18 protein-coding genes are annotated in these 20,298 nt (G+C 74.6%); 13 read left to right on the top strand and 5 right to left on the bottom strand.

Annotation, left to right across the window (positions count from 1 at the left end):
* Positions 1 to 80 precede the first annotated feature (80 nt).
* The 4 genes from ACIP37_RS12870 to ACIP37_RS12855 all read right to left on the bottom strand — a co-directional run bounded on the left by ACIP37_RS12870 (position 81) and on the right by ACIP37_RS12855 (position 4,376).
* Entirely contained in the window at positions 81 to 1,394 is a 1,314-nt protein-coding gene (locus tag ACIP37_RS12870) for a PLP-dependent aminotransferase family protein (protein ID WP_400805798.1), read from the bottom strand.
* Entirely contained in the window at positions 1,391 to 2,326 is a 936-nt protein-coding gene (locus ACIP37_RS12865; RefSeq protein ID WP_400332975.1) for an alpha/beta hydrolase, read from the bottom strand. The genes ACIP37_RS12870 and ACIP37_RS12865 overlap by 4 nt, the downstream gene beginning before the upstream one ends.
* Before the next feature lie 105 nt (positions 2,327 to 2,431).
* Positions 2,432 to 3,226, bottom strand: a complete 795-nt coding sequence (locus tag ACIP37_RS12860) for a methyltransferase domain-containing protein (protein ID WP_363617197.1) — start codon at positions 3,224 to 3,226, stop codon at positions 2,432 to 2,434.
* Between the two features lie 49 nt (positions 3,227 to 3,275).
* Positions 3,276 to 4,376 carry an alpha-hydroxy acid oxidase gene (locus ACIP37_RS12855; protein WP_400805801.1) on the bottom strand — a complete coding sequence of 367 codons (1,101 nt, stop codon included), beginning with the start codon at positions 4,374 to 4,376 and terminating at the stop codon, positions 3,276 to 3,278.
* Between the two features lie 174 nt (positions 4,377 to 4,550).
* On the opposite strand from ACIP37_RS12855, the gene ACIP37_RS12850 reads away from it, so the two are divergent.
* The 12 genes from ACIP37_RS12850 to ACIP37_RS12795 all read left to right on the top strand — a co-directional run bounded on the left by ACIP37_RS12850 (position 4,551) and on the right by ACIP37_RS12795 (position 16,285).
* A complete protein-coding gene (locus ACIP37_RS12850; RefSeq protein WP_400805803.1) occupies positions 4,551 to 5,987 on the top strand; it encodes a class I adenylate-forming enzyme family protein in 1,437 nt (478 codons plus the stop codon).
* A gap of 33 nt (positions 5,988 to 6,020) precedes the next feature.
* The gene (locus ACIP37_RS12845; RefSeq protein ID WP_363582536.1) at positions 6,021 to 6,314 is read left to right on the top strand and encodes an acyl carrier protein; all 294 of its coding nucleotides are present in this window, start codon (positions 6,021 to 6,023) and stop codon (positions 6,312 to 6,314) included.
* Positions 6,311 to 6,565 carry an acyl carrier protein gene (locus ACIP37_RS12840; protein ID WP_350885552.1) on the top strand — a complete coding sequence of 85 codons (255 nt, stop codon included), beginning with the start codon at positions 6,311 to 6,313 and terminating at the stop codon, positions 6,563 to 6,565. The genes ACIP37_RS12845 and ACIP37_RS12840 overlap by 4 nt, the downstream gene beginning before the upstream one ends.
* The gene (locus tag ACIP37_RS12835; RefSeq protein ID WP_400805806.1) at positions 6,562 to 7,710 is read left to right on the top strand and encodes a beta-ketoacyl synthase N-terminal-like domain-containing protein; all 1,149 of its coding nucleotides are present in this window, start codon (positions 6,562 to 6,564) and stop codon (positions 7,708 to 7,710) included. Before ACIP37_RS12840 ends, ACIP37_RS12835 begins: the two co-directional genes overlap by 4 nt.
* A 61-nt stretch (positions 7,711 to 7,771) precedes the next feature.
* Positions 7,772 to 8,374, top strand: coding sequence for a hypothetical protein (locus ACIP37_RS12830; protein WP_400805807.1), 603 nt, complete (start codon positions 7,772 to 7,774; stop codon positions 8,372 to 8,374).
* 267 nt (positions 8,375 to 8,641) lie between these two features.
* Positions 8,642 to 10,264 (top strand): class I adenylate-forming enzyme family protein, encoded by a 1,623-nt coding sequence (locus tag ACIP37_RS12825; protein ID WP_400805809.1) that lies wholly within the window; start codon positions 8,642 to 8,644, stop codon positions 10,262 to 10,264.
* Entirely contained in the window at positions 10,261 to 11,517 is a 1,257-nt protein-coding gene (locus ACIP37_RS12820) for a beta-ketoacyl-[acyl-carrier-protein] synthase family protein (protein WP_363617211.1), read from the top strand. Before ACIP37_RS12825 ends, ACIP37_RS12820 begins: the two co-directional genes overlap by 4 nt.
* Positions 11,518 to 11,559: 42 nt before the next feature.
* On the top strand, positions 11,560 to 12,546 hold the full coding sequence (hppD, locus tag ACIP37_RS12815; RefSeq protein ID WP_400805812.1) for a 4-hydroxyphenylpyruvate dioxygenase: 987 nt from the start codon (positions 11,560 to 11,562) through the stop codon (positions 12,544 to 12,546).
* A 33-nt stretch (positions 12,547 to 12,579) separates the two neighbouring features.
* On the top strand, positions 12,580 to 13,494 hold the full coding sequence (locus ACIP37_RS12810; RefSeq protein WP_363582524.1) for a phytanoyl-CoA dioxygenase family protein: 915 nt from the start codon (positions 12,580 to 12,582) through the stop codon (positions 13,492 to 13,494).
* Positions 13,495 to 13,574: 80 nt separating this feature from the next.
* The gene (locus ACIP37_RS12805; RefSeq protein ID WP_400806150.1) at positions 13,575 to 14,516 is read left to right on the top strand and encodes a thiamine pyrophosphate-dependent dehydrogenase E1 component subunit alpha; all 942 of its coding nucleotides are present in this window, start codon (positions 13,575 to 13,577) and stop codon (positions 14,514 to 14,516) included.
* Positions 14,513 to 15,481 carry a transketolase C-terminal domain-containing protein gene (locus tag ACIP37_RS12800; RefSeq protein ID WP_363582520.1) on the top strand — a complete coding sequence of 323 codons (969 nt, stop codon included), beginning with the start codon at positions 14,513 to 14,515 and terminating at the stop codon, positions 15,479 to 15,481. Before ACIP37_RS12805 ends, ACIP37_RS12800 begins: the two co-directional genes overlap by 4 nt.
* Positions 15,482 to 15,496: 15 nt before the next feature.
* Entirely contained in the window at positions 15,497 to 16,285 is a 789-nt protein-coding gene (locus ACIP37_RS12795) for a DUF3050 domain-containing protein (RefSeq protein WP_363632634.1), read from the top strand.
* A 73-nt stretch (positions 16,286 to 16,358) separates the two neighbouring features.
* Here the strand turns inward: ACIP37_RS12795 and ACIP37_RS12790 are convergent, their stop codons facing one another.
* Complete coding sequence (locus ACIP37_RS12790; protein ID WP_400805816.1) at positions 16,359 to 17,630, bottom strand: acyltransferase; 1,272 nt, start codon at positions 17,628 to 17,630, stop codon at positions 16,359 to 16,361.
* A 214-nt stretch (positions 17,631 to 17,844) separates the two neighbouring features.
* Between ACIP37_RS12790 and ACIP37_RS12785 the strand changes: the two genes are divergently transcribed.
* Complete coding sequence (locus ACIP37_RS12785) at positions 17,845 to 20,238, top strand: FHA domain-containing protein (protein WP_400805818.1); 2,394 nt, start codon at positions 17,845 to 17,847, stop codon at positions 20,236 to 20,238.
* Positions 20,239 to 20,298 lie beyond the last annotated feature (60 nt).

Raw genomic sequence — 20,298 nt, 5'->3', positions numbered from 1 at the left:
CGACGCACGAGGACGGGGACACGTGCACGAGGAGGGGCCCGGCTCACGAGCCGGGCCCCTCCTGCTGTTGCGAGCGTCGTTCAGGAAGCGATCGCCCGGGAGGCGATGAACGCTGCCAACTTTGCCACACCGTCGATAATCTGAGTCTGTGTCAGCGAACTGATCGAGAGCCTCAGGCGGTGCTCCCCGCCGCCCGCCGGGTAGAACGGCGCCATCGGCGTCCACAGCACCCCGTACCCGCGGGCACAGCGCTCCATCGCCGCGTCGTCGGCGGCGAACGGGACGGTCAGCACGGCGAAGAAGCCGCCCTCGGGCCGGTTCCAGGACACGCCCGAACGGCGCCGCTCGGAGGCCGGGAAGTGCCGGTCCAGCTCCCGCAGCAGGGTGTCCATGCCCGCCGCGTAGTGGGCCGTGGCGGCGGCGTTGGCGGCGCGCAGCCGGCAGTCGTGGCGCAGCAGCATGCCGCCGATGACGGCCTGGCTGAGCGCGGGCGTGTTGACCGTCGTCATGCTCTTCAGCTTGGCCAGTTCGTCCGCCAGCAGGGTGCGCCGCCCGCCGGGGCCGGCCACCTCCTGGTCGGCCACGACGTAGCCGAGGCGGGCGCCGGGGAAGCAGGTCTTGGCGAAGGAGCCCAGGTAGACCACCTGGCGGCGGCGGTCGAGCGCCTTGAGCGTCGGCCGCTCCCCCGGGTCGCGGGCGAAGAAGCCGTACGGGTTGTCCTCGATGACGAGCAGGCCCTCCTCGGCGGCCGTCTCCAGCAGCCGGGTGCGGGCCGCGACGGGCATGCTGGTGCCCGAGGGGTTGGCGAAGTCCGGGACGACGTAGAGGGCGCGCGGGCGGCGGCCCTCCGCCCGCACCGCCCGGGCGGCGGCGCGCACGGCCTCCGGGTCGGGGCCGCCGGATGGGCCCTCGGGGACGGGGAGGGTGGTCAGGTCGAGCAGCCGGGCGGCGCCGGTGACCCCGACGTAGCAGGGCGAGCTGACCAGCAGGACGTCGTCCGGGCCGGCGCACAGCGCGCGCAGGGTGAGCAGCATGCCCTCCTGGGCGCCGACCGTCAGCACCAGGGCCTCGGGGGCCACCGCCAGGCCCTCGTCGTTGGCGAGGGTGCGGGCGACCAGGTCGGCGATGATCCCCTTGGTGGGGCCGTACTGGAACAGCGCGGTGCGCACGGCGTCCCGGTCGAGGCCGCGGGCCGCCAGGTGGGCGAGGTAGGTGTCCAGGTAGGCGGGGACGTCCTCGGGTTCGAAGAAGCCCTCGTAGGGGCGGCCGGGGGCGAAGGAGACGGCGTCGGGGTAACGGGTGGTGACCTCGTTGAGGAAGGTCATCGCGTCCAGCAGCGGGTCGGCCAGGCTGGCGTGCAGGTCGGCCAGGGGCAGGGGCTCGGGCGCGCTCACCGCAGGGCCTCGCGCAGCCGCTCGGCGGCGTAGCGCTGGGCGTCGGCGGCCGCGTCCAGGGTGCCGGTCATGGCGAAGAAGCCGTGCGGCATGCCGGCGTAGCGGCGGCTCTCCACCGGGACGCCGGCCGCGCGCAGCGCCTCGGCGTACTGCTCGCCCTCGTCGCGCAGCGGGTCGTACTCGGCGGTGATGACGGTCGCGGGCGGCAGTCCGGCCAGGCCGGGGGCGCGCAGCGGGGAGGCGTGCGGGTGGGCGCCGTCGGCGGGGTCGGCCAGGTAGTGGCCCCAGTACCAGGCCACCGAGCGGCGGTTGAAGAGCATCGGGTCGTCGTGCTCGCGCAGCGAGGGGGTGTCGGCGGCGTGGTCGGTGTTCGGGTAGACGAGCAGTTGGTGGCGCAGGGCCGGGCCGTTCTCGTCGCGGGCGATCAGGGTGAGGGCGGCGGTGAGGTTGCCGCCGGCGCTGTCGCCGCCGACGGCGAGCCGACCCGGGTCGACGCCGAGCTCGCCGGCGTGTGCGGCGAGCCAGTACAGCGCGGCGCGGCAGTCGTGGACGGCCGCGGGGAAGGGGTGTTCGGGGGCGAGCCGGTAGCCGACGGAGGCGGTGACGCAGCCGGCCGCGTTGGTCAGCCGGCGGCAGATCGCGTCGCTGGTGTCCGGCGAGCCGAGGGCCCACCCGCCACCGAACAGGTACAGCAGGGCCGGTAGTTGACGGCCGGGCGGCTCGGGGCGGTAGAGCCGCAGGGCGAGTTCGCCGCCCGGGCCGGGGATGCGGTGCTCCTCGACGGCGGCGACCGGCTCGGGGCTCCCGGCCGCGGCGCGGATGTCGGCGAGGTCGGCGGCGCGGGCCTCGGCCAGGGTGAGGGTGTAGAGCGGCGGCGCACCGCTGCTCGCGCGCCGGGCGCGCAGCGCCTCGGCCTGGGGGTGCAGGGGCATGGGTGGTCCCGTTCGGTACAGATCCGGTGCGGAGGCGTCGGCGGGCGGACTCAGTGCCTGAGGACTTCAGGATCCAGGGGTCCATGGGCCTGAGGGCACGAGGGCCTAGCGGTCGGCTTCGACGTAGACGGTCTCGTCGGTGCGGAACGCGGTGTCGAGGTCGGCGACGTCGGGGCGGGCGCCCTGGCGGTAGGCGCAGTGGCGGATCCGCTCGGGTTCGAAGCCGGCGAGGGTGAGGACGTGGCGCAGCTCGTCCAGGTCGTAGATCCACTGGTGCCCGTAGTGGCGGAAGATCTGGTTGACCAGGAAGGCCGGGCGGGCGGGCATCGGCGGGCCGAAGCCGAGGGTGGTGAGGCGGCGGCGGTGCTTGGCGAGGAAGCCGTCCCCGTTGGCGTAGCCGGCCAGGTAGCGGGCGAGGTCCGGGGTGGTGAGGCGCAGCACGCCGCCGGGGCGCAGGACGCGGCGCACCTCGCGCAGCCAGCCGACCGCGACCGGCATGGTGACGTGCTCGATCAGGTGCTCGGCGTAGACCCAGTCGACGCTGGCGTCGGCGAAGGGCAGCGGCCGGCCGATGTCGAGCTGGGTGAACCAGCGGTCGCCGTCGACCCGGTAGAGGGTGCCGGGTTCGGTGGCGGCGCCGGGGCTGCGCAGGGTGGTGAGGTCGGTGCCGAGTCCTTCCGGGTGGGCGGTCCGGAAGGCGGCGAACTCGATTCCGGTGAGGCCGAGTTCGCGGAATCCGGCGTGGTCGCGGGGCAGCCCGCCGGGGTGCGCTTCGAGCGTGTCGCAGGTGGCGACCTGCTCGCTGAAGGCGTCCAGGCGGGTGGCGAGGCCATCGGGGTCGTCCCAGTCCCAGCCGGGGAAGGGGTCGTTGCGTTCGGTCTCGGGGGTCGGTTCGGTCATCTGTTGTTCTCCATCCAGTACGGACAACGTGGTGCAGGCGGTGCGCGGTTCAGCCGGCCGGGCAGGGCCAGGGGGCGAGGGCCGTGCGGTCCAGGTCGGCGAGCCGGGGGCGGCCCAACAGGGCCATGGTGTGCTCCAGTTCGTCGCGCAGCAGGTCGAGGACTCGGTGCACACCCGCCTCCCCCTCGGTGGCGAGGCCCCAGAACACCGGACGGCCGACCAGGACGGCGCGGGCGCCGAGGGCGAGCGCGACGGCGATGTCGGCGCCGGTGCGCACCCCGCCGTCGAGCAGCACCGGCAGGTCGGCGGGTACGGCGTCGACGACCTCGGGCAGTGCGGCCAGGGAGGGCAGAGCGCCGTCGAGTTGCCGCCCGCCGTGGTTGGAGACCACGACGGCGTCGGCGCCGTGCTCGGCGGCGAGCCGGGCGTCCTCGGCGGTCAGGATGCCCTTGAGGACCAGCGGCAGCCGGGTGCGGGCGCGCAGCCAGTCGAGGTCGGCCCAGGTCAGGGTGGGGTCGAACTGTTCGCGGGCGTGCTCGGCGATGCCCGAGCCGCCGTCCGTCGCGCGGTGGCTGGCGGACATCAGGTCCTGGTCCAGGTTGACGGCGCGGACGGCGGGCGGGATCGCGAAGCCGTTGCGCAGGTCGCGCAGGCGGCGGCCGATCCTGGGGGCGTCCACGGTCAGGACGAGCGCGCGGTAGCCGGCCGCCTCGGCGCGTTCGACCAGGGCGGCGAGCGCGGCGCGCTCGCGCAGCCAGTACAGCTGGAGCCAGAGCGGACCGGTGGCGGCGGCCGCGATCTCCTCCAGGGTGCGGCTGGCGAACATGCCGGCGACCAGCAGGGCCCCGGCGCGGCCGGCGGCGCGCGCGGTGGCGGTCTCGCCCTCCGGGTCGACCAACCGGTGGTAGGCCATCGGGGCGATGCCGACCGGCAGGCCGAGCGGCGCGCCGAGCAGCGTGCTCGCGGGCGAGCAGTCGGAGACGTCGACCATCGTGCGCGGGCGCAGTGCATAGCGCGCGAACATTTCCCGGTTCGCCGCCACGGTGCGTTCCGTGCCGCTGCCGCCTTCGATGAAGTCCCATATTTCCGGGGAAAGTTGCGCGCGCGCGGCGCGCTCCATCCCGGCCAGCGTGAGTTCTCCCACGGGCATCCTCGATTCCGGGCGGCCACGCGTGGACCAGCCCCGGTTCCGCAGCGTAGGAGCAACAACCACATTGGTATAGACCTTGATTTGACCAAACGTCTGTGCAATCGTCTGGCAACGGAATTGACCGTTTTGGTTGTGAACGGCGTCCATGTCAAATCCCCTCACTTGTGTGGAGCGGTGTTGACCGGCATTTCCCCCTCTTCACTTCCGCCTTCCTCACCGCCGCACGCCGACGCCCCGGACGCCTGGGTCGACCGGCTGTTGCTGGCCGGTCCTGGAGGCGAGGAGTGCCTGCATCTCGGCGTACCACTCGACCGGGACGCCCTGCGCGCCCTGGTCGACGAACAGGCCGCGCACCTCGCCGCGGCCGGACTCGGCCCCGGCGGCACGGCCGCGCTACGGCTGCCGCCCTCGGTGGCGTTCGTCACGGTGCTGCTGGCGTGCTGGCGGCTCGGCGCCCAAGTGGCGCTGCTCGACCACCGATTGACGGACCACGAGGTCGACGCGGCGGTGGCGCGGCTGGCCCCGCAGGTCCTGGTAGGCTCCGCCCACCGGCCCGCGGCGGCCCTGCGCGGCTTCTCCGAGGTCGAGCCGGTGGCCGTCCGGCTGCCGGAAGGGCGCCCGGCCCGCACCGGGCACGCGCTGATCCAGCTCAGCTCCGGGTCCACCGGCCCGGCCAAGGTCATCGCCCGCACGGCCTCCGACCTGCTCCGCGAACTCGACTGCTACCACAGGCTGGTGGAGTTCCCCGGCGAGGGCGAGCGGGTCGTCCTGCTGTCCTCCGTGGTGCACGTGCTCGGCCTGGTCGGCGGACTGCTCAACAGTCTGCACGCCCGGGCCTCGCTCACCGTGCCCGAGCGGATGACGGCGGCGGGCATCCTCGCCGCGGTCGCCGCCGGCGACCGGCCGACCACCGTCATCGGAGTGCCCTTCCACGCCGAACTGCTGGCCGGCGCCGTCACTCCCCCGGCGCTGCCGGGGCTGCGGCGGATGATCGTGGCCGGCGAGCTGGTCCGCCCGGGCCTGCCCGCGCTGTTCGCCGACCGCTACGGCGTCCCGCTCGGCACCATGTACGGGATGACCGAGACCGGGGTCATCGCCACCGACCTGTCCGGCACGCTCCACCCGGCCAAGCAGCCCGTCCACGGGATGCGGCTGCGGCTGGTCGCGGGCGAGCTGCGAATCGGCGCGGAATCCTCGCCCTACCCGGGGCTGGACGACCCGACCCGCTGGTCGGACGGCTGGCTGCACACCCGCGACGCGGCCGAGCTCGACCCGGCCACCGGCCTGGTCACCGTCCTCGGCCGCCTGGACTCGCAGGTCTCGATCGGCGGCCTCAAGGTCGACCTCACCGAGGTCGAGCAGACGCTCACCGCGCTGCCCGAGGTCCGCGAGGCCGTCGTGGTCTTCGAGGACGGCGCGATCGAGGCCTACCTCGCCACCGAACCCGACGCCGACCTCGCCCTCATCCAGGACGGGCTGACCCGCCGGCTCGCCGCCTACAAGCGGCCGCGACGGCTCGCCCTGCTGCCCCGACTCCCCCGTACCGCCACCGGAAAACTCCTGCGCGACCCGGCCGCCCTGCGCAGCACCGCCACGGCCGCCGCGCTCTGATCCACCGCACGCACCCCGACAAGGAGCCACACCATGCAGGACCGCGTCCGCGAGTTCGTCCTCGCCTCGCTCACCGAGATGCAGTACGACGTCTCCGAGGTCACCGGGGACACCGACCTCGGCCCGGCCGGGCTGGACCTCGAATCGCTCGCGCTGGCCGAGCTGTCGGTGCAGGTCGAGGACGAGTTCGGGATAAAGTTCGACCTCGACGAGATGGAGACCACCGCGCTGATGACGCTCGACGAGTTCACCGCCGACGTCGTCAAGCGGATCGCCGCCAGCACCACCGCCGCCACTGCCACCGCCACCGCCGGCAGCCCGGCATGAGCGGCTCCGCCCTCCCCGACCGGGCCGAGGTCCGCGCGATGCTGGCGGCGTTCGGGCAGCGCGCCGCCGACACCGTGCCCGACGACCTCGGATCGCTCGAACTCACCTGGCTCATAGCCGAGTTCGAGCAGCGCTACGGCATCCAGGTGGACCTCGACGACGACCGCTTCGGCGCCGTCCGGACGGTCGACGACGCCACCGAGCTGCTGCGTTCGGCCGTCCTGGCCGAACGTGTGGGCGCCCGGCCATGACCACCGGCGCGCCCTCCGCACACCGGCCGCGCGGCCGGCCGGTGGTCACCGGGCTCGGCGTGCTCAGCGCCGCCGGGCGCGGACTCGGCCCGCTGACCGAGGCCGCCGCCCACGGCAAGACCGCCTTCGGCCCCGTCACCCGCTTCGACGTGAGCGCCCGCCGCGCCACCCGGGCCGCCCTGCTGCCCGACGACGTGCCGCTCGCGCACACCTTCCCGCTGGCCCGCGCGGTGCTCGACGCCGTCGGCCAGGCCTGCCGCCAGGCCGGACTGACCGCCGCCGACGGCGCGGACACGCCCGTCCTGCTCGCCCTGCACAGCGACGAACGGACCAGGGGCACCGCCGACGCGGTGGCCGCCGGCGTCCGCGCCGCCTGGGGCACCGCGGGCGTCACCCGGGTGTACACCGGCGCCTGCGTGGCAGCCGCGACCGCCGTCGCGGACGCCGCGGCGCTGGTCGCCACCGGGCGGCACGAGCGGGTCCTGGTCGCGGCCGGGCACCTGGTCGAGCCGGGCGTGTTCGCCGTCTTCGACGCCGGCCGCGCGCTGGCCCGGGACGGCGAGCTGCGCCCGTTCAGCACCGGCCGCACGGGCACCCTGCTCGGCGACGCGGCCGCCGCCGTGGTGGTCGAGGCCGCCCCGGCCGCCGAACGGCGCGGCGCCACCGCCCTCGCCCGGCTGGCCGGCTGGGGCCGCGCCGGGGACGCCCACCACGTGTGCCGCCCCGAACCGGACGGCGCCGGAGTCGCCCGGGCCGTCGAGGCCGCGCTCACCCGCGCCGGCGTCGCCCCGGCCGAGGTCGGCTACGTCAACGCCAACGGCACCGGCTCCACCCTCGCCGACCAGGCCGAGGCGAGCGCGCTGCGCCGGGTCTTCGGCGCGCACACCGCCGAACTCCCGGTCAGCTCCAGCAAATCCGTCCACGGGCACGCTCTGGAAGCCTCCGCCCTGCTCGAACTCGCCGTCACCATCGGCGCGTTGGGCACCGGCCTGCTCCCGGTCAATGCCGGCTGGCTCGGCCCGGACCCGGACGTCGGCCTGGACCTCGTCCTGGACGGCCCCCGCGCCGCCCGCCCCCGCTACGCACTCAGCCTCAACTCCGCCTTCGGCGGCGCCAACACCGCCCTGCTGGTGGCCCCCGCATGACCGGCCACCGGCCCCCGCCCGCCGTTCGACGGCGCCGACCCCGTACCCCGGCACCCACACCATGACCACCGACGCCACAGACCCCGACGCCACAGCGCCCGACGCCACGAGCTTCGGCGCCGCACCCGCGCCGGCCGCCGCCCGGCTGCGGGTCCTCGCCGAGGCCCGCCGACCCGACCCCGGCTCGGCCGACCCCGACCTGGCCGGCCCGCCGCCACCGCTGCCCGGCTTCGCCGCCTCCGGCTTCAACCCGCTGGTCGCCGACACCGCCGACCGCTGCCTGCGCGCCCACCACGGCGCCCCGCCCGCCCCCGGGCGGACCGCACTGCTGCTGGCCAGCGCCGGCGGCGACCGCGCCACCGCGCGGGCCATCGACCGGAGCGCCGAACCCGGACGACGCCCCGCACCCCTGTTGTTCTTCCAGTCCAACCCCAACGCCGTCCTCGGGCACATCGCCGCCCGCTGGGGCCTGACCGGCCCCGTCGTGGCGATCAGCCCGGCCCGCGCCGTCCCCGGGCAGGTGCCCTCGGACGCGCTCGACCTCGCGGCGCTGCTCCTCGCGGACGGCGACGCCGACCAGGTGCTGGTCATCGCCGCCGAACCGGGCGACGACGGACCGGGCGGGGCCGCCGGACACGCGGTGGCCGTCCTGGTCACCGGCTGACGTCCCGGTCACCGCCTCAGTCACCGACCGAGTCACCGACTGAACCGTCCGGCCACCGCCGGCCGTACCCACGAACGAGGCCCGACGACTGAAGCAGCCGCACCCGGCAGACCAGCACCCGGCCCCGTCACCCACCCAGGCCCCGTCGCACCCGCCGACAGCCCACCGACACCCGCCGACACCCTTCGCCGCCCGCGCGACCGCCCGACCCACGCCAACCGATCAGCCGCCCGGGCCGTCTCCGGCCCCGAGGGAGGGATCCACCCCGTGACCATCCGCAGTGTCCGCAGCCTGATCGCGGACGACCCCGACGTGGGCGCCGGCAACGTCCTGACCGCCCGGCTCGCACTCGGCTTCGGCCTCGACGAACCGCTGCTGACCTTCGACACCCCGGTGGACGACCACCCCGCCTGGCGACCGCTCACCCTGCGCGAACTCGACCGCGCCGTCCGGGCCCGCGCCGCCGCGCTGCACGCCCTCGGCATCACCCGGCGCGACCCGGTGGTGGTCTTCGCGAGCGACGCCGCCGACCACGTGCTCGCCTTCCTCGCCCTGACCCGGCTCGGCGCCATCCCCGCGCTGCTCAACCCCAACGTGGACGGCGAGCGGGCCGCCCGCTACATCGCCCGCCTCGGCGCCGTCGGCGTCCTCGCCGACCCGGCCCACCTGGCCGCGCTGGCCGGCCATGACCCCGGCGCGCCGCTGCTGCCCGAGATCTCCACCCTCGGCGCGGGCGACCCGGACGCCGCCCCCGAGCCGTACCGGCACTGGTCCGGCGACCCGGTGGCGATCACCCACTCCTCCGGCACCACCGGAATGCCCAAGGCCGTCGTCCACTCGCACGCGAGCCTGTACGCGGCGATCCGCCACCGGCTGCGGCTGCCCCGCCCGCAGGGCCAGGACCGGATGCTCAGCGCACTGCCCGCGCCGCACGCCGCCACCCTGATCGCGCTCAACCTGGCGCTCAGCTCGCACACCGAACTCGCCGTGCTGTCAAGGCAGTCCGGCGCCGGGGTGCTGGACGCGATCGAGCAGTGGCGGCCCACCGGGGTGATCGGCTTCGCCGCCACCTGGGCCGAACTCGCCCACCACGACCTCGCCGCCCGGGATCTCGCCACCGTCGCCCTGTGGTGGAACACCGGCGACTGCGCGCACGAGGTGCACATCCGCCGCCTGATCGCCACCGGCAGCCGGGAGTCCGTCACCCGCGCGGGCCGCACCCGGACGCCGGGCTCGCTGTTCGTCGACGGCCTGGGCTCCACCGAGATGGGCCACTCGCACTTCTTCATCACCCACGGCCCCGGCACCGAGCGCTACGGGCGCTGCGTCGGGCGCCCGCACGCCTTCGTCGACTGCGAGGTGGTCGGCCCGGACGGCGAGCCGCTCGGCCCCGGCGAGGTCGGCGAACTCGCCACCTCCTCACCGACCCTGGCACTCGGCTACTGGAACGACTCGGCCACCACCTTCCGCACCCGGATCCGCGGCCGCTTCCTCACCGGCGACCTGATGTACCGGGACGGGGAGGGCTACTACTACCACGTCGACCGGGCCGTCGACTCGGTCGAACTCGGCGACGGCAAGCGGCTGTTCACCGCCATGTCGGAGGAGCGGGTGCTGGCCGCCCGCCCGGACGTGGCGGACTGCACGGTGGTCGCCGTGCGGGACGGCGAGCGCGTGGTCACCGACGTGCTGCTGATCCTCACCGCCGACGCCGACCCGACCGCCGACCGGACCAAGGACGTCATCGCCGCCCTGGACGAGGCCGCCGCCGCGACCGTACGCCAGGTGCTGGTCGTCTCCGGGGACGACATCCCGCTCGGCCCCACCGGCAAGGTCCGCAAGGTACTGCTGCGCCAGCGCTACCTCGACGCCGCGGCCGGTGCCCGATGACCCGCCGCGAGGGCGCCGTCGTCACCGGCCTCGGCCTGGTCTCGCCGCTCGGCCGCAAGCCCGCCGAGGTGTTCGACGCGCTCAACGCCGGGCGCTCCGGACTGACCGCCGTCCCCGAGGGCCACGCCGCGCACGGCTGGCTGCCCGCCGCCGGGATCGCCCCCGCCGTGGACGGCCGCGAGGTGCTGCCGCCCACCGAGACCCGCTGCGTGGACCGCTTCGTGCTGCTCGCCCTGGCCGCCGCCGACGACGCGCTCGCCGACGCCGGCCTGGTCGTCGGCCGGGACGCCGACCCGCACCGCACCGCCGTGGTGCTGGCCACCGGCGGCGGCGGACTGGAGACCTTCGAGCAGCAGTCGCACCGCCGGCTGGAACGCGGCCGCCCCGGCGTCAGCCCGTACCTGCTGCCGGGCATGCTCTCCAACATGGCCACCGCCCGGATCGCCATCAAACACGGCATCCGCGGCTACAGTTCGGCCGTGGTGACGGCCTGCGCGGCCGGTGCCCAGGCCGTCGCCGAGGGGCTGCGGCTGATCCGCTCCGGCGACGCGGACGTGGTGGTGTGCGGCGGCACCGAGTCCTCGCTGCACCCGACCATCGCCGCCGCCTTCACCAACGCCCGTGCGCTTGCGCAGGGTTGGGAGGATCCGGAGCAGGCGAGCCGACCCTTCGACACCCGCCGCAACGGCTTCGTGCTCGGCGAGGGCAGCGCCGTCCTCGTCCTGGAACGCGCCGACCACGCCGACGCCCGCGGCGCCGCCGGGTACGCGGACGTCATCGGCTGGGGCGCCTCGACCGACGCCCACCACCCGACCATGCCCCGCCCCGACGGCTCCGGCGCCGCCGACGCGATGCGCTCCGCGCTCGCCAACGCCGGCCTGGCACCGGGCGACATCGACTACGTGAACGCCCACGGCACCGGCACCAAGCTCGGTGACGTGGCCGAGACCGCTGCCCTGCGCGCCGTCTTCGGCGCGCACCCGCCCGCGGTCAGCTCCACCAAGGGTGCCACCGGCCATCTCCTCGGCGCCGCGGGCGCGTTGGAGGCGGCGGTGACCGCCCTGGCGGTGGCGAGGGGGACGCTGCCGCCGACACTCAACCTGACCGACCCCGACCCGGCCTGCGACCTGGACCACGTCCGGGGTGGGGCCCGGTCCGCACCGGTGCGCGCCGCGCTGAGCAACGCCTTCGCCTTCGGCGGCCACAACCTCAGCCTGATCCTCGGCCCGGCGTCCACCCGGGCCGCCAAGTAGCGCGCCGATCCACGCCCTTCCATCCCTCCGGGGGAGATCCCGTTGTCCATCCAGTCCATCACCCACGTCGAGTTCCACTGCGCGGACGCCGACAAGACCGCGGCCGGGCTCTGCGCCGACTTCGGCTTCGCCGCCGACGCCCCGGAGACCGCACCGGACGGCGCCCGCACCATCCGGCTGCGCCAGGGCTCGATCCGGATGCACCTGGCCTCCGCCGCCGACCCCGACCACCCGGTGGCCGGCTTCGTCGCCCGGCACGGGGACGGCGTCGCCGCCCTCGCCCTCGCCTGCACCGACCCGCAGGCCGCGCTGGAGCGCGCCGAGCGGCACGGCGCCCGCGTGCTGGACCGGGCCGGCCGGCTGATCGCCGGCTTCGGCGACACCGCCCTGAGGTTCGTACCGCCGCGCCCGGCGGAACCCGCCGACGAGCCGGGCCTGCTGGACGCCCTGGACCACGTCGCGATCTGCGTCCCGGCCGGCGAACTCGCCGACGCCGTACGGTTCTGCGAGGCCGCGCTCGGCTTCCACCGGATCTTCGGCGAGTACATCGAAGTCGGCCGGCAGGCCATGGACTCCAGCGTGGTGCAGAGCGCCTCCGGCGAGGTCACCTTCACCCTGATCGAGCCGGACACCACCCGGCGGCCCGGCCAGATCGACGAGTTCCTGGCCTCCCACAACGGCGCCGGAGTGCAGCACCTGGCCTTCCGCACCGGCGACATCGCCACCGCCGTCCGCACCGCCCGGGCCAACGGCGTGGAGTTCCTGAGCACCCCGGGCACCTACTTCGACGCCCTGGCCGAGCGGTTCGGCGAGACGGCGATCCCGGTGGAGACCCTGCGCGACCTGCACGTGCTCGTCGACCAGGACCACGGCGGCCAGCTGTTCCAGATCTTCGTCCGCTCCACCCACCCCCGGCGGACGTACTTCCTGGAGCTGATCGAGCGCCAGGGCGCCGGCACCTTCGGCACCGCGAACATCAAGGCCCTGTACGAGGCCGTCGAGCGGCAGAGCTCCGACGCCGCCGTCTGACCGCCGCCCACACCTCAAGAAGGGGCACACCCCATGACCACCGCCGTCGAGTTCCGCCTCAGCGAGGCCGAACACGCCCTGCTGCCCACGCCCGAGGAGGTGGCCCACTACCGCGAGCACGGCTGGTACCTGTCCCGGAAGCTGTTCAGCGACGAGGAACTGGACACCCTCCAGGCCGCCACCGAGCTCTACTACGGCGGCCACCGCGACCGCGAACTGCCCGCCCGCCCACCGCGCCTGGCCGCCTGGGATCCCTCGCAGGGCCCGATCCAGCGGCACAACGACTACGTGCACTACGAGAGCGACGCCATCGGCGCGATCCTGCGCAAGCCGCTGATCGGCGCGGTGGCCGCCCTGCTGGCCGGCGCCGAGGAGATCCGGGTGTTCCAGGCGACCCTGATCTACAAGCCGCCGGTGCCCGGGGAGCCGAGCAACCAGGTGCCCTGGCACTTCGACAAGCACTACTGGCAGACCTCCACCTCGGAGGAGATGCTCACCGCGTTCATCCCGTTCCACGACTGCCGCGAGGAGAACGGCACCATCACCATGGTGGACGGCAGCCACCGCTGGCGGGAGCTGGACTCCGGCGAGGACTCCACCCGCCACTTCGCCGACCGCGACCGCACCCAACTCGACGACATCCTGGCCGCCAACGCCGCCCACAACGGGCAGCAGGTGCGCACCGTCCCGATGCACATCCCGCGCGGCCACATGTCCTTCCACCACTGCCGCACCTACCACGGCAGCGGCCCCAACCTGGCCTCCTTCCCCCGCCGGGCCGTCTCGCTGCACCTCCAGGACGGCGCCAACGAGTACCGCCGCCACACCCGGGCGGACGGCGGCCCGGTGGTGTACAACCACGACGTGCTGGTGCGCCGCACCGCCGACGGCCGGCCCGACTACGCCGACCCGCAGTTCTGCCCGACCATCTGGCGGGGGGCGCGGTGACGGCTCCCCCGGCGACCCTGCCCCCCGGCACCGCGGCCCCCGGCAGCGCGCCGCTGGACACGCCGGCCGAGCGCTACCGGATGCTGCGGCTGATCCGCGGCTTCGAGGAGCTGGCGCTCGGCCTGGTGAAGGCCGGCGCGATCCCCGGCGGCATCCACCCGTACATCGGGCAGGAGGCCGTCGCGGTCGGCGTCTGCTCGGCGCTCGGCCCCGCCGACCGGCTCACCAGCACCCACCGCGGCCACGGCCACGTGCTCGCCCGGGGCGCCGCACCGCACCGGCTGCTCGCCGAACTCGCGGGCCGCGTCGACGGGTTGAACGGCGGCCGGGGCGGCTCGATGCACGCCGCCGACCTCTCGCTCGGCATCCTCGGCGCCAACGGCATCGTCGGCGCCGGCGCCCCGATCGCGGTCGGCGCCGCCTGGACCGCCCGCCAGGCCGGGGACGGCCGGGTGGCCGTGGCCTTCTTCGGCGACGGCGCGCTCAACCAGGGCGTGCTGCTGGAGTCGTTCAACCTCGCCGCGATGTGGCGCCTGCCGGTGGTGTTCGTCTGCGAGAACAACGGCTACGCCACCACCCTGCCCGCCGCCACCGCGGTCGCGGGCAGCGCGACCGGGCGGGCCGCCGCCTTCGGCATCCCCGCCGAGGAGGTGGACGGCATGGACACCGAGGCCGTCCGCGCCGCCGCCCTGCGCGCGGTGGAGCGGGCCCGGTCCGGCGGCGGCCCCGGCTTCCTGGAATGCCGCACCTACCGCTACGAGGGCCACCACACCATGGAACGCCGGATGAAGCTGCACTACCGCACCCCCGAGGAGGTCGAGGCCTGGCGCGCCCGCGACCCGCTCCCCCGGGCCGCCGCCCAGCTGGAGCAGCCCGCCGTCGCCGAACTCGACGACGCGGTGGCCCGCCAGCTCGCCGCCGCCGAGGAGTTCGCCCTCGCCTCCGAACACCCCGACCCGGCCGGCGCGTTGGACCACCTGTACGCCGACGGCCTGCGGCCCCGGGCCGGGGCGGTGGCATGACCAGGCTCTCGTACACCAAGGCCCTCAACCGGGCGATCGCCGACGAACTCGCCGACGACCCGGCGGTCTGCGTCTTCGGCGAGGACATCGGCGCCGGGATGGCCGGCCCGACGCTCGGCCTGCTGGACCGCTTCGGGCCCGAGCGGATCGTCGACACCCCATTGTCCGAGCAGGCCTTCACCGCCATGGCGATCGGCGCGGCGCTCACCGGGCGGCGCCCGGTGCTGGAGTTCCAGATCCCCTCGCTGCTGTTCCTGGTCTTCGAGCAACTCGTCAACCAGGCACACAAGTTCTCGCTGATGACCGGCGGGCAGGCGAGCGTCCCGCTGACCTGCCTGGTGCCCGGATCGGGCTCCCGGGACGGCTGGGCCGGGCAGCACTCCGACCACCCGTACAGCCTGTTCGCGCACGCCGGGGTGAAGACCGTGGTGCCCGCCACCCCGACCGACGCCTACGGGCTGCTGCGCTCGGCGATCCGCGACCCGGACCCGGTCGTGGTGTTCGCGCCCGCCGCCGCCCTCCCGGTGCGCGAGACCGTCACCTGGGACCTCGCGCCGATCCCGCTCGGCCGGGCCCGGATCCACCGCCCCGGCACCGACGTCACCGTGGTCGCCGTCGGACACCTGGTGCACGACGCGCTCGCCGTGGCGGACGAGGTCGCCGAGGACATCTCGGTCGAAGTCCTCGACCCCCGCACGCTGTACCCCCTAGATTGGGCCGCGCTCGCAGCCTCGCTGGAACGCACCGGCCGGCTGGTCGTCTTCGACGACTCCAACCGCAGCTGCGGCTTCGCCGCGGAGGTGCTGGCCACCGCCTCCGAGGAGATGCGCCTGATCGCCCCGCCCCGCCGGGTCACCCGCCCCGACGGCGCCGTCCTGCCGTTCGCCCCCGCCCTCGACCGCGCCCTCCAGCCCGGCCGCGAGCAACTGCGCCATGCCCTGCACGCCGTCCTCAAGCACCCCTGAGCAGAAGGAGCCGCCTTGTCCACCAACCGCTACCACTGGGACCGTTCGCACCCCGGCCTGACCAGCCTCCAGCAGGCCATCGACCCGCTGCGCCGCGAGGTGGTCGGCCACAGCGTCTACGGCGGGCTGACCAGCATCGGGCGCGTCCGCACCTTCCTGGACAGCCACGTCTTCGCGGTCTGGGACTTCATGTCGCTGCTGAAGAGCCTGCAACGCGACCTCACCAGCGTCGAGGTCCCGTGGGTCCCGAGCGGGCCGACCGCCAGCCGCCGGCTGATCAACGAGATCGTGCTGGTCGAGGAGAGCGACGAACTCGGGGAGGGCTACACCAGCCACTTCGAGCTGTACGTCGAGGGCATGCGGCAGGCCGGCGCCGACCCGGGCCCGGTGGAGGAGTTCCTGGGGCTGCTGGGCACCGGCACCGCCGTCCCGCAGGCGCTGAAGGCCGCCGCGGTGCCGCAGGCCGCCGTCGACTTCACCGGCACCACCTGGTCGATCATCGAGAACGCGCCGGTGCACTGCCGGGCCGCCGCCTTCGCCTTCGGCCGCGAGGACCTGATCCCGGACATGTTCGCGCAGGTGGTCGGCATCGACGACCCGGACGGCGTGCTCACCGTCTTCAAGGACTACCTGGCCCGGCACATCGAGGTCGACGGCGAGCAGCACACCCCGATGGCGATGCAGATGCTGATCGACCTGTGCGGCGACGACCAGGCCAAGTGGGACGAGTGCGCCGAGACCGTCCGCACCGCGCTGCGCGCCCGGGTGCAGCTGTGGACGGCGATCGAGGCCGCCTTCGCGTAGCGCGGCCCAGGCGCGGCCCAGGCGCGGCTCACCCCGCGCGTCGCGGTACGACTCACGCCACGTGCGGTACGGCTCAGATCACCTTCGGGACGGCGGCGGCCGACGCGGGCAGTTCGTCCGCCGCCGTCCGGAAGCGGTGCAGCGCGGCCCGGCCCTCCGCCCCCCGCACCCGGGCGGCGAGCCGGGCCGGCAGCACCACGGTGGTCAGGCATCCGGTGCCGCCGAACCCCTCGACCGTCCAACTCACCCAGGGAAGCGGATAGTTGGCGGCCGGGCTGAAGAACACCGGCCGGTGCCCCTGGAAGCTCACCCGATAGGCCCCGAACCGGCTCCAGTTCGAGAAGCTGAACCGGCGCTCCTGCGGGTCGAAGCCCAGTGGCACGCAGTCCCGCAACCGGGAGCGGCCGAGCGAGGCCAGGAAGCCGAGATTGGAACGCAGGTTGAGGTGGGCGGCCGGGAACTCCTCGACCGCCGCCCGCAGCGCGCCCGCGAGCGCCGCCGGGCCGTCCTCGGGCCGGTACGACACGTGGACGTCGCCCAGCAGGTTGCCCACCAGGGCGGGTGAAAGTCCGAGCCAGCGCCGGGCGTTGACCGGTACGGTCAGCCAGCGCTCCGCCTCGTCGCCATCCAACTCCCTTATGGTGCTGACGACATGGGCGCATAGCACGTCACCGGAGGAGAGCCGTCGGCCGGCCGTCTCGCTGAACTCCGCGCGCATCCGCTCGACTTCGGCGTCACCGAAGTAGATCTGGACGGTCCGGTTGGCCCGCGGACCGACCGCCACCTCGCGGGCCAGCAGCTGCGCCTGCGCCGTCGAGGGCACCCGGAAGCCGGGCCGTCCGCAGTCCTCGGCGGGGAGCACCCGGTCCAGCAACTCGTCCTGATCCTCGACCAGTTCGGCCTCCGGCAGCTCCTCGTCCTCGACCGCCGCCGACCAGATCCGCAGCAGCAGCATGAAGCTGTGCAGATCGCCGATCGCGTGGTGCCAGGAGCAGCCCAACACCGTCCCGCCGTCTCCGGTGCGGGTGACCCGGACGGTGAGCAGTGGTACGCCGCCACCGCGCGCGGCCGGGGCGTCCACCGGATCGACCAGTTCGGAGCCGGCGGCCGTCACCCGGCCCATCGCCTCGGCGAGCGTGCCGTCCACGGTGTAGACGTCCAGCGGGACGCCGGAGTCGTCGCAGACCGCTTCGAGGGCACCTCCCCCGCCGGTGCGCAGCCGCCCGGCGAACACCGGCACCCGGTCGAGCGCGCGGGCCAGCCCGGCGGCCAGCCGGTCCTCGTCCAGCGCCTGGTCGAAGTAGAGCACGACCGAGACGGCGAGGTCCGCCAGCATGGTGTCCATCAGGCCGCAGTGCAGCACCGTTCCGGGGGCACGGCCGGCACTGACAGTCCGGGATCTTCGCAACACCGGCCAACTACTCATGCGTTCCGTCCCCGATTGTTCGGCGGGTGGCGTGCGGGCACGCCGAACGATAGTGCCGCGCCGTCACAGTGGTCCAGTCCAATCCCGGGATCCGGAAAGGCCGCTGGACTGCTGCGGCGATAGAATGCCCAGCATGGGAGAGCGCCCGGGCGCACCCACCGCGCCGCCCCTCGTCCTGGTCACCGACACCGGGTCGCTGCTGATCGACCCGGCCCTGGCCTACCACCTCGGCCGCGACCCGACCAGCGAGGTCGTCCTGGACGACCCCCGGGTCTCCTGGCACCACGCCGTGCTGCGGGCCACCGACGGGCACTGGCTGCTGGAGGACGCCGGCAGCACCAACGGCACCTACGACCAGGGCCGCCGGGTCGAGCGCGAGGACATCGGCCCCGGCACCCGGCTGCGCTTCGGCGACCCAGCCGACGGCCCGTCCGCGACCTTCGCCGGCCTGCCCCGCCCCGACCCCGGCGAGCGGCCCTCCCTGCTCGCCCCGCAGGCCTCCGGCACCTTCCGCAGCCCCAGCTCGGTGCTCCAACTGCCCGGCCGCACGGTCCGGATCGGCCGCTCGCACGACAACGACCTGGTCCTGGACGACCTGGTGGTCTCCCGCCACCACGCCGAACTGCGCGAACTGCCCGGCGGCGGCCACGAGATCGTCGACCTGGACAGCCACAACGGCACCTACCACAACGGCCGCCCGGTGCAGCGGGCAGCGGTCGGCCCGGCCGACATCGTCGGCATCGGCCACTCCGCGCTCTGCCTCGCCGACGACCACCTGGTCGAGTACACCGACACCGGCGAGATCTCCCTGGACGTGCGGCACCTGGTGGTCCGGGTCGGGTCCGACCACCGGGTGCTGCTGGACGACGTGAGCTTCCCGCTCGCCGAGAAGGCGCTGCTGGCGGTGGCCGGCCCGAGCGGCGCCGGCAAGTCCACCCTGCTCAACGCACTCACCGGGCTGCGCCCCGCCGACGAGGGCACCGTGCTGTACGACGGGCGCGACCTCTACCGCGACTACGCCGAACTGCGCCGCCGGATCGGCCTGGTGCCGCAGGACGACATCCTGCACACCCAGCTCACCGTCCGCCGCGCGCTCGGCTACGCCGCCGAGCTGCGCTTCCCCGGCGACACCGCGAAGCACGAGCGGGAGGCCCGGGTCGTCGAGGTGGTCCACGAGCTGGGTCTGGCCGGCCGGGCCGACCAGGTGATCGGCAGCCTCTCCGGAGGCCAGCGCAAGCGGGTCAGCGTCGCGCTGGAGCTGCTCACCAAGCCCTCGCTGCTGTTCCTCGACGAGCCGACCTCCGGTCTGGATCCGGGCATGGAGCGCTCGGTGATGCACATGCTGCGCGGGCTGGCCGACGACGGCCGGACGGTGGTCGTGGTGACGCACAGCGTGCTGAGCCTGAACGTGTGCGACCGCCTGCTGGTGCTCGCCCCCGGCGGCCGGACGGCCTACTACGGCCCGCCGGGCGAGGCACTGGCGTTCTTCGGCTTCGCGGAGTGGCCGGAGGCCTTCGAGGCCTTCGAGAACGAGGACCACGAGGCCTGGCAGCGCCGCTTCCGCACCTCCCCGCAGTACGAGCGGTACGTCGCCGCCGAGGCGGTGTCCCTGACTCCGGCCGCGGCACCGGGAGCGCCGGGGGCAGCGGGGCCGGCAGCGGAGCCGGCGCGGGCGCCGGTGGCCGGGCGGGACCCGATCGGCTGGGAGAAGCCGCAGGGCTGGTTCTCCCAGCTGGGCACCCTGGTACGCCGGTACACCGCGGTGCTCGCCGCCGACCGGCTGTTCCTGACCATCATGGTGGTGCTGCCCTTCGTGATCGGCCTGATGTGCCGGGTGATGGCCGGCTCCCGGCTCACCCCGGACAACGCCGTGAACTGCCTGCTCACGCTGTGCATCGGCGGCCTGCTGACCGGCGCCGCCAACTCGGTGCGCGAGGTGGTCAAGGAGCGGGCGATCTACCGCCGGGAACGCGTGGTCGGACTGTCCAGATCCGCGTACCTGGTCTCCAAGGTGGTGGTGCTCGGCACGGTCACGGCCGCCCAGGCCGTCGTGCTGACCGTGGTCGGCCTGGCCGGGGTGGACCTCTCCTGGGCGGTGCCGACCGGGGTGGTGATGCCGCAGCTGCCCGAACTGATCATCGCGGTCGCGCTGCTGGCGTTCTCGGCGATGATGCTCGGCCTGGTGGTCTCGGCGATCGTGGACAAGGAGGAGGCCACCATGCCGCTGCTGGTGCTCCTCTCGGTGGTGCAGATCGTCTTCAGCGGCCTGATGCTCAAGCTGCACGGCGTGCCCGGGCTGGAGCAGTTCGCCTGGCTGATCCCGTCCCGCTGGGGCATGGCCGCGATGGCCCGCACCGTCGAGCTGCACGGCATCTTCCCGAGCTCGATCACCGCCGACCCGATGTTCCGCCACGAGCGCGCCGGCTGGCTGCTCGACATCGCGGTGCTGCCCGGCCTCGCGGTCGCGTACGGGCTGCTGGTGCTGGCCCTGCTGCGGCGGCACGAGCCCGCGATCATGCGGCGCTGAGTCCCGAACAGCGGCCCCGGGCCCCGGCCGACCAGCGCCGGTACAGTGGGAAGCGACCTG

Origin of the sequence: Kitasatospora sp. NPDC088861 (assembly GCF_044750105.1) — a bacterium.
In the GTDB taxonomy this organism is placed as follows: domain Bacteria; phylum Actinomycetota; class Actinomycetes; order Streptomycetales; family Streptomycetaceae; genus Kitasatospora.
Note: the sequence above shows the minus strand (reverse complement) of the source record. Positions and strands in the feature narration are given on the sequence as shown.

Excerpts from the sequence above, each read along its gene's own strand:
- ACIP37_RS12865 (WP_400332975.1), bottom strand. The coding sequence starts at position 2,326 with ATGCCCCTGCACCCCCAGGCCGAGGCGCTGCGCGCCCGGCGCGCGAGC.
- ACIP37_RS12860 (WP_363617197.1), bottom strand. The coding sequence starts at position 3,226 with ATGACCGAACCGACCCCCGAGACCGAACGCAACGACCCCTTCCCCGGC.
- ACIP37_RS12855 (WP_400805801.1), bottom strand. The coding sequence starts at position 4,376 with ATGCCCGTGGGAGAACTCACGCTGGCCGGGATGGAGCGCGCCGCGCGC.
- ACIP37_RS12845 (WP_363582536.1), top strand. The coding sequence starts at position 6,021 with ATGCAGGACCGCGTCCGCGAGTTCGTCCTCGCCTCGCTCACCGAGATG.
- ACIP37_RS12840 (WP_350885552.1), top strand. The coding sequence starts at position 6,311 with ATGAGCGGCTCCGCCCTCCCCGACCGGGCCGAGGTCCGCGCGATGCTG.
- ACIP37_RS12835 (WP_400805806.1), top strand. The coding sequence starts at position 6,562 with ATGACCACCGGCGCGCCCTCCGCACACCGGCCGCGCGGCCGGCCGGTG.
- ACIP37_RS12830 (WP_400805807.1), top strand. The coding sequence starts at position 7,772 with ATGACCACCGACGCCACAGACCCCGACGCCACAGCGCCCGACGCCACG.
- ACIP37_RS12820 (WP_363617211.1), top strand. The coding sequence starts at position 10,261 with ATGACCCGCCGCGAGGGCGCCGTCGTCACCGGCCTCGGCCTGGTCTCG.
- ACIP37_RS12810 (WP_363582524.1), top strand. The coding sequence starts at position 12,580 with ATGACCACCGCCGTCGAGTTCCGCCTCAGCGAGGCCGAACACGCCCTG.
- ACIP37_RS12805 (WP_400806150.1), top strand. The coding sequence starts at position 13,575 with ATGCTGCGGCTGATCCGCGGCTTCGAGGAGCTGGCGCTCGGCCTGGTG.
- ACIP37_RS12800 (WP_363582520.1), top strand. The coding sequence starts at position 14,513 with ATGACCAGGCTCTCGTACACCAAGGCCCTCAACCGGGCGATCGCCGAC.
- ACIP37_RS12790 (WP_400805816.1), bottom strand. The coding sequence starts at position 17,630 with ATGGACACCATGCTGGCGGACCTCGCCGTCTCGGTCGTGCTCTACTTC.
- ACIP37_RS12785 (WP_400805818.1), top strand. The coding sequence starts at position 17,845 with ATGGGAGAGCGCCCGGGCGCACCCACCGCGCCGCCCCTCGTCCTGGTC.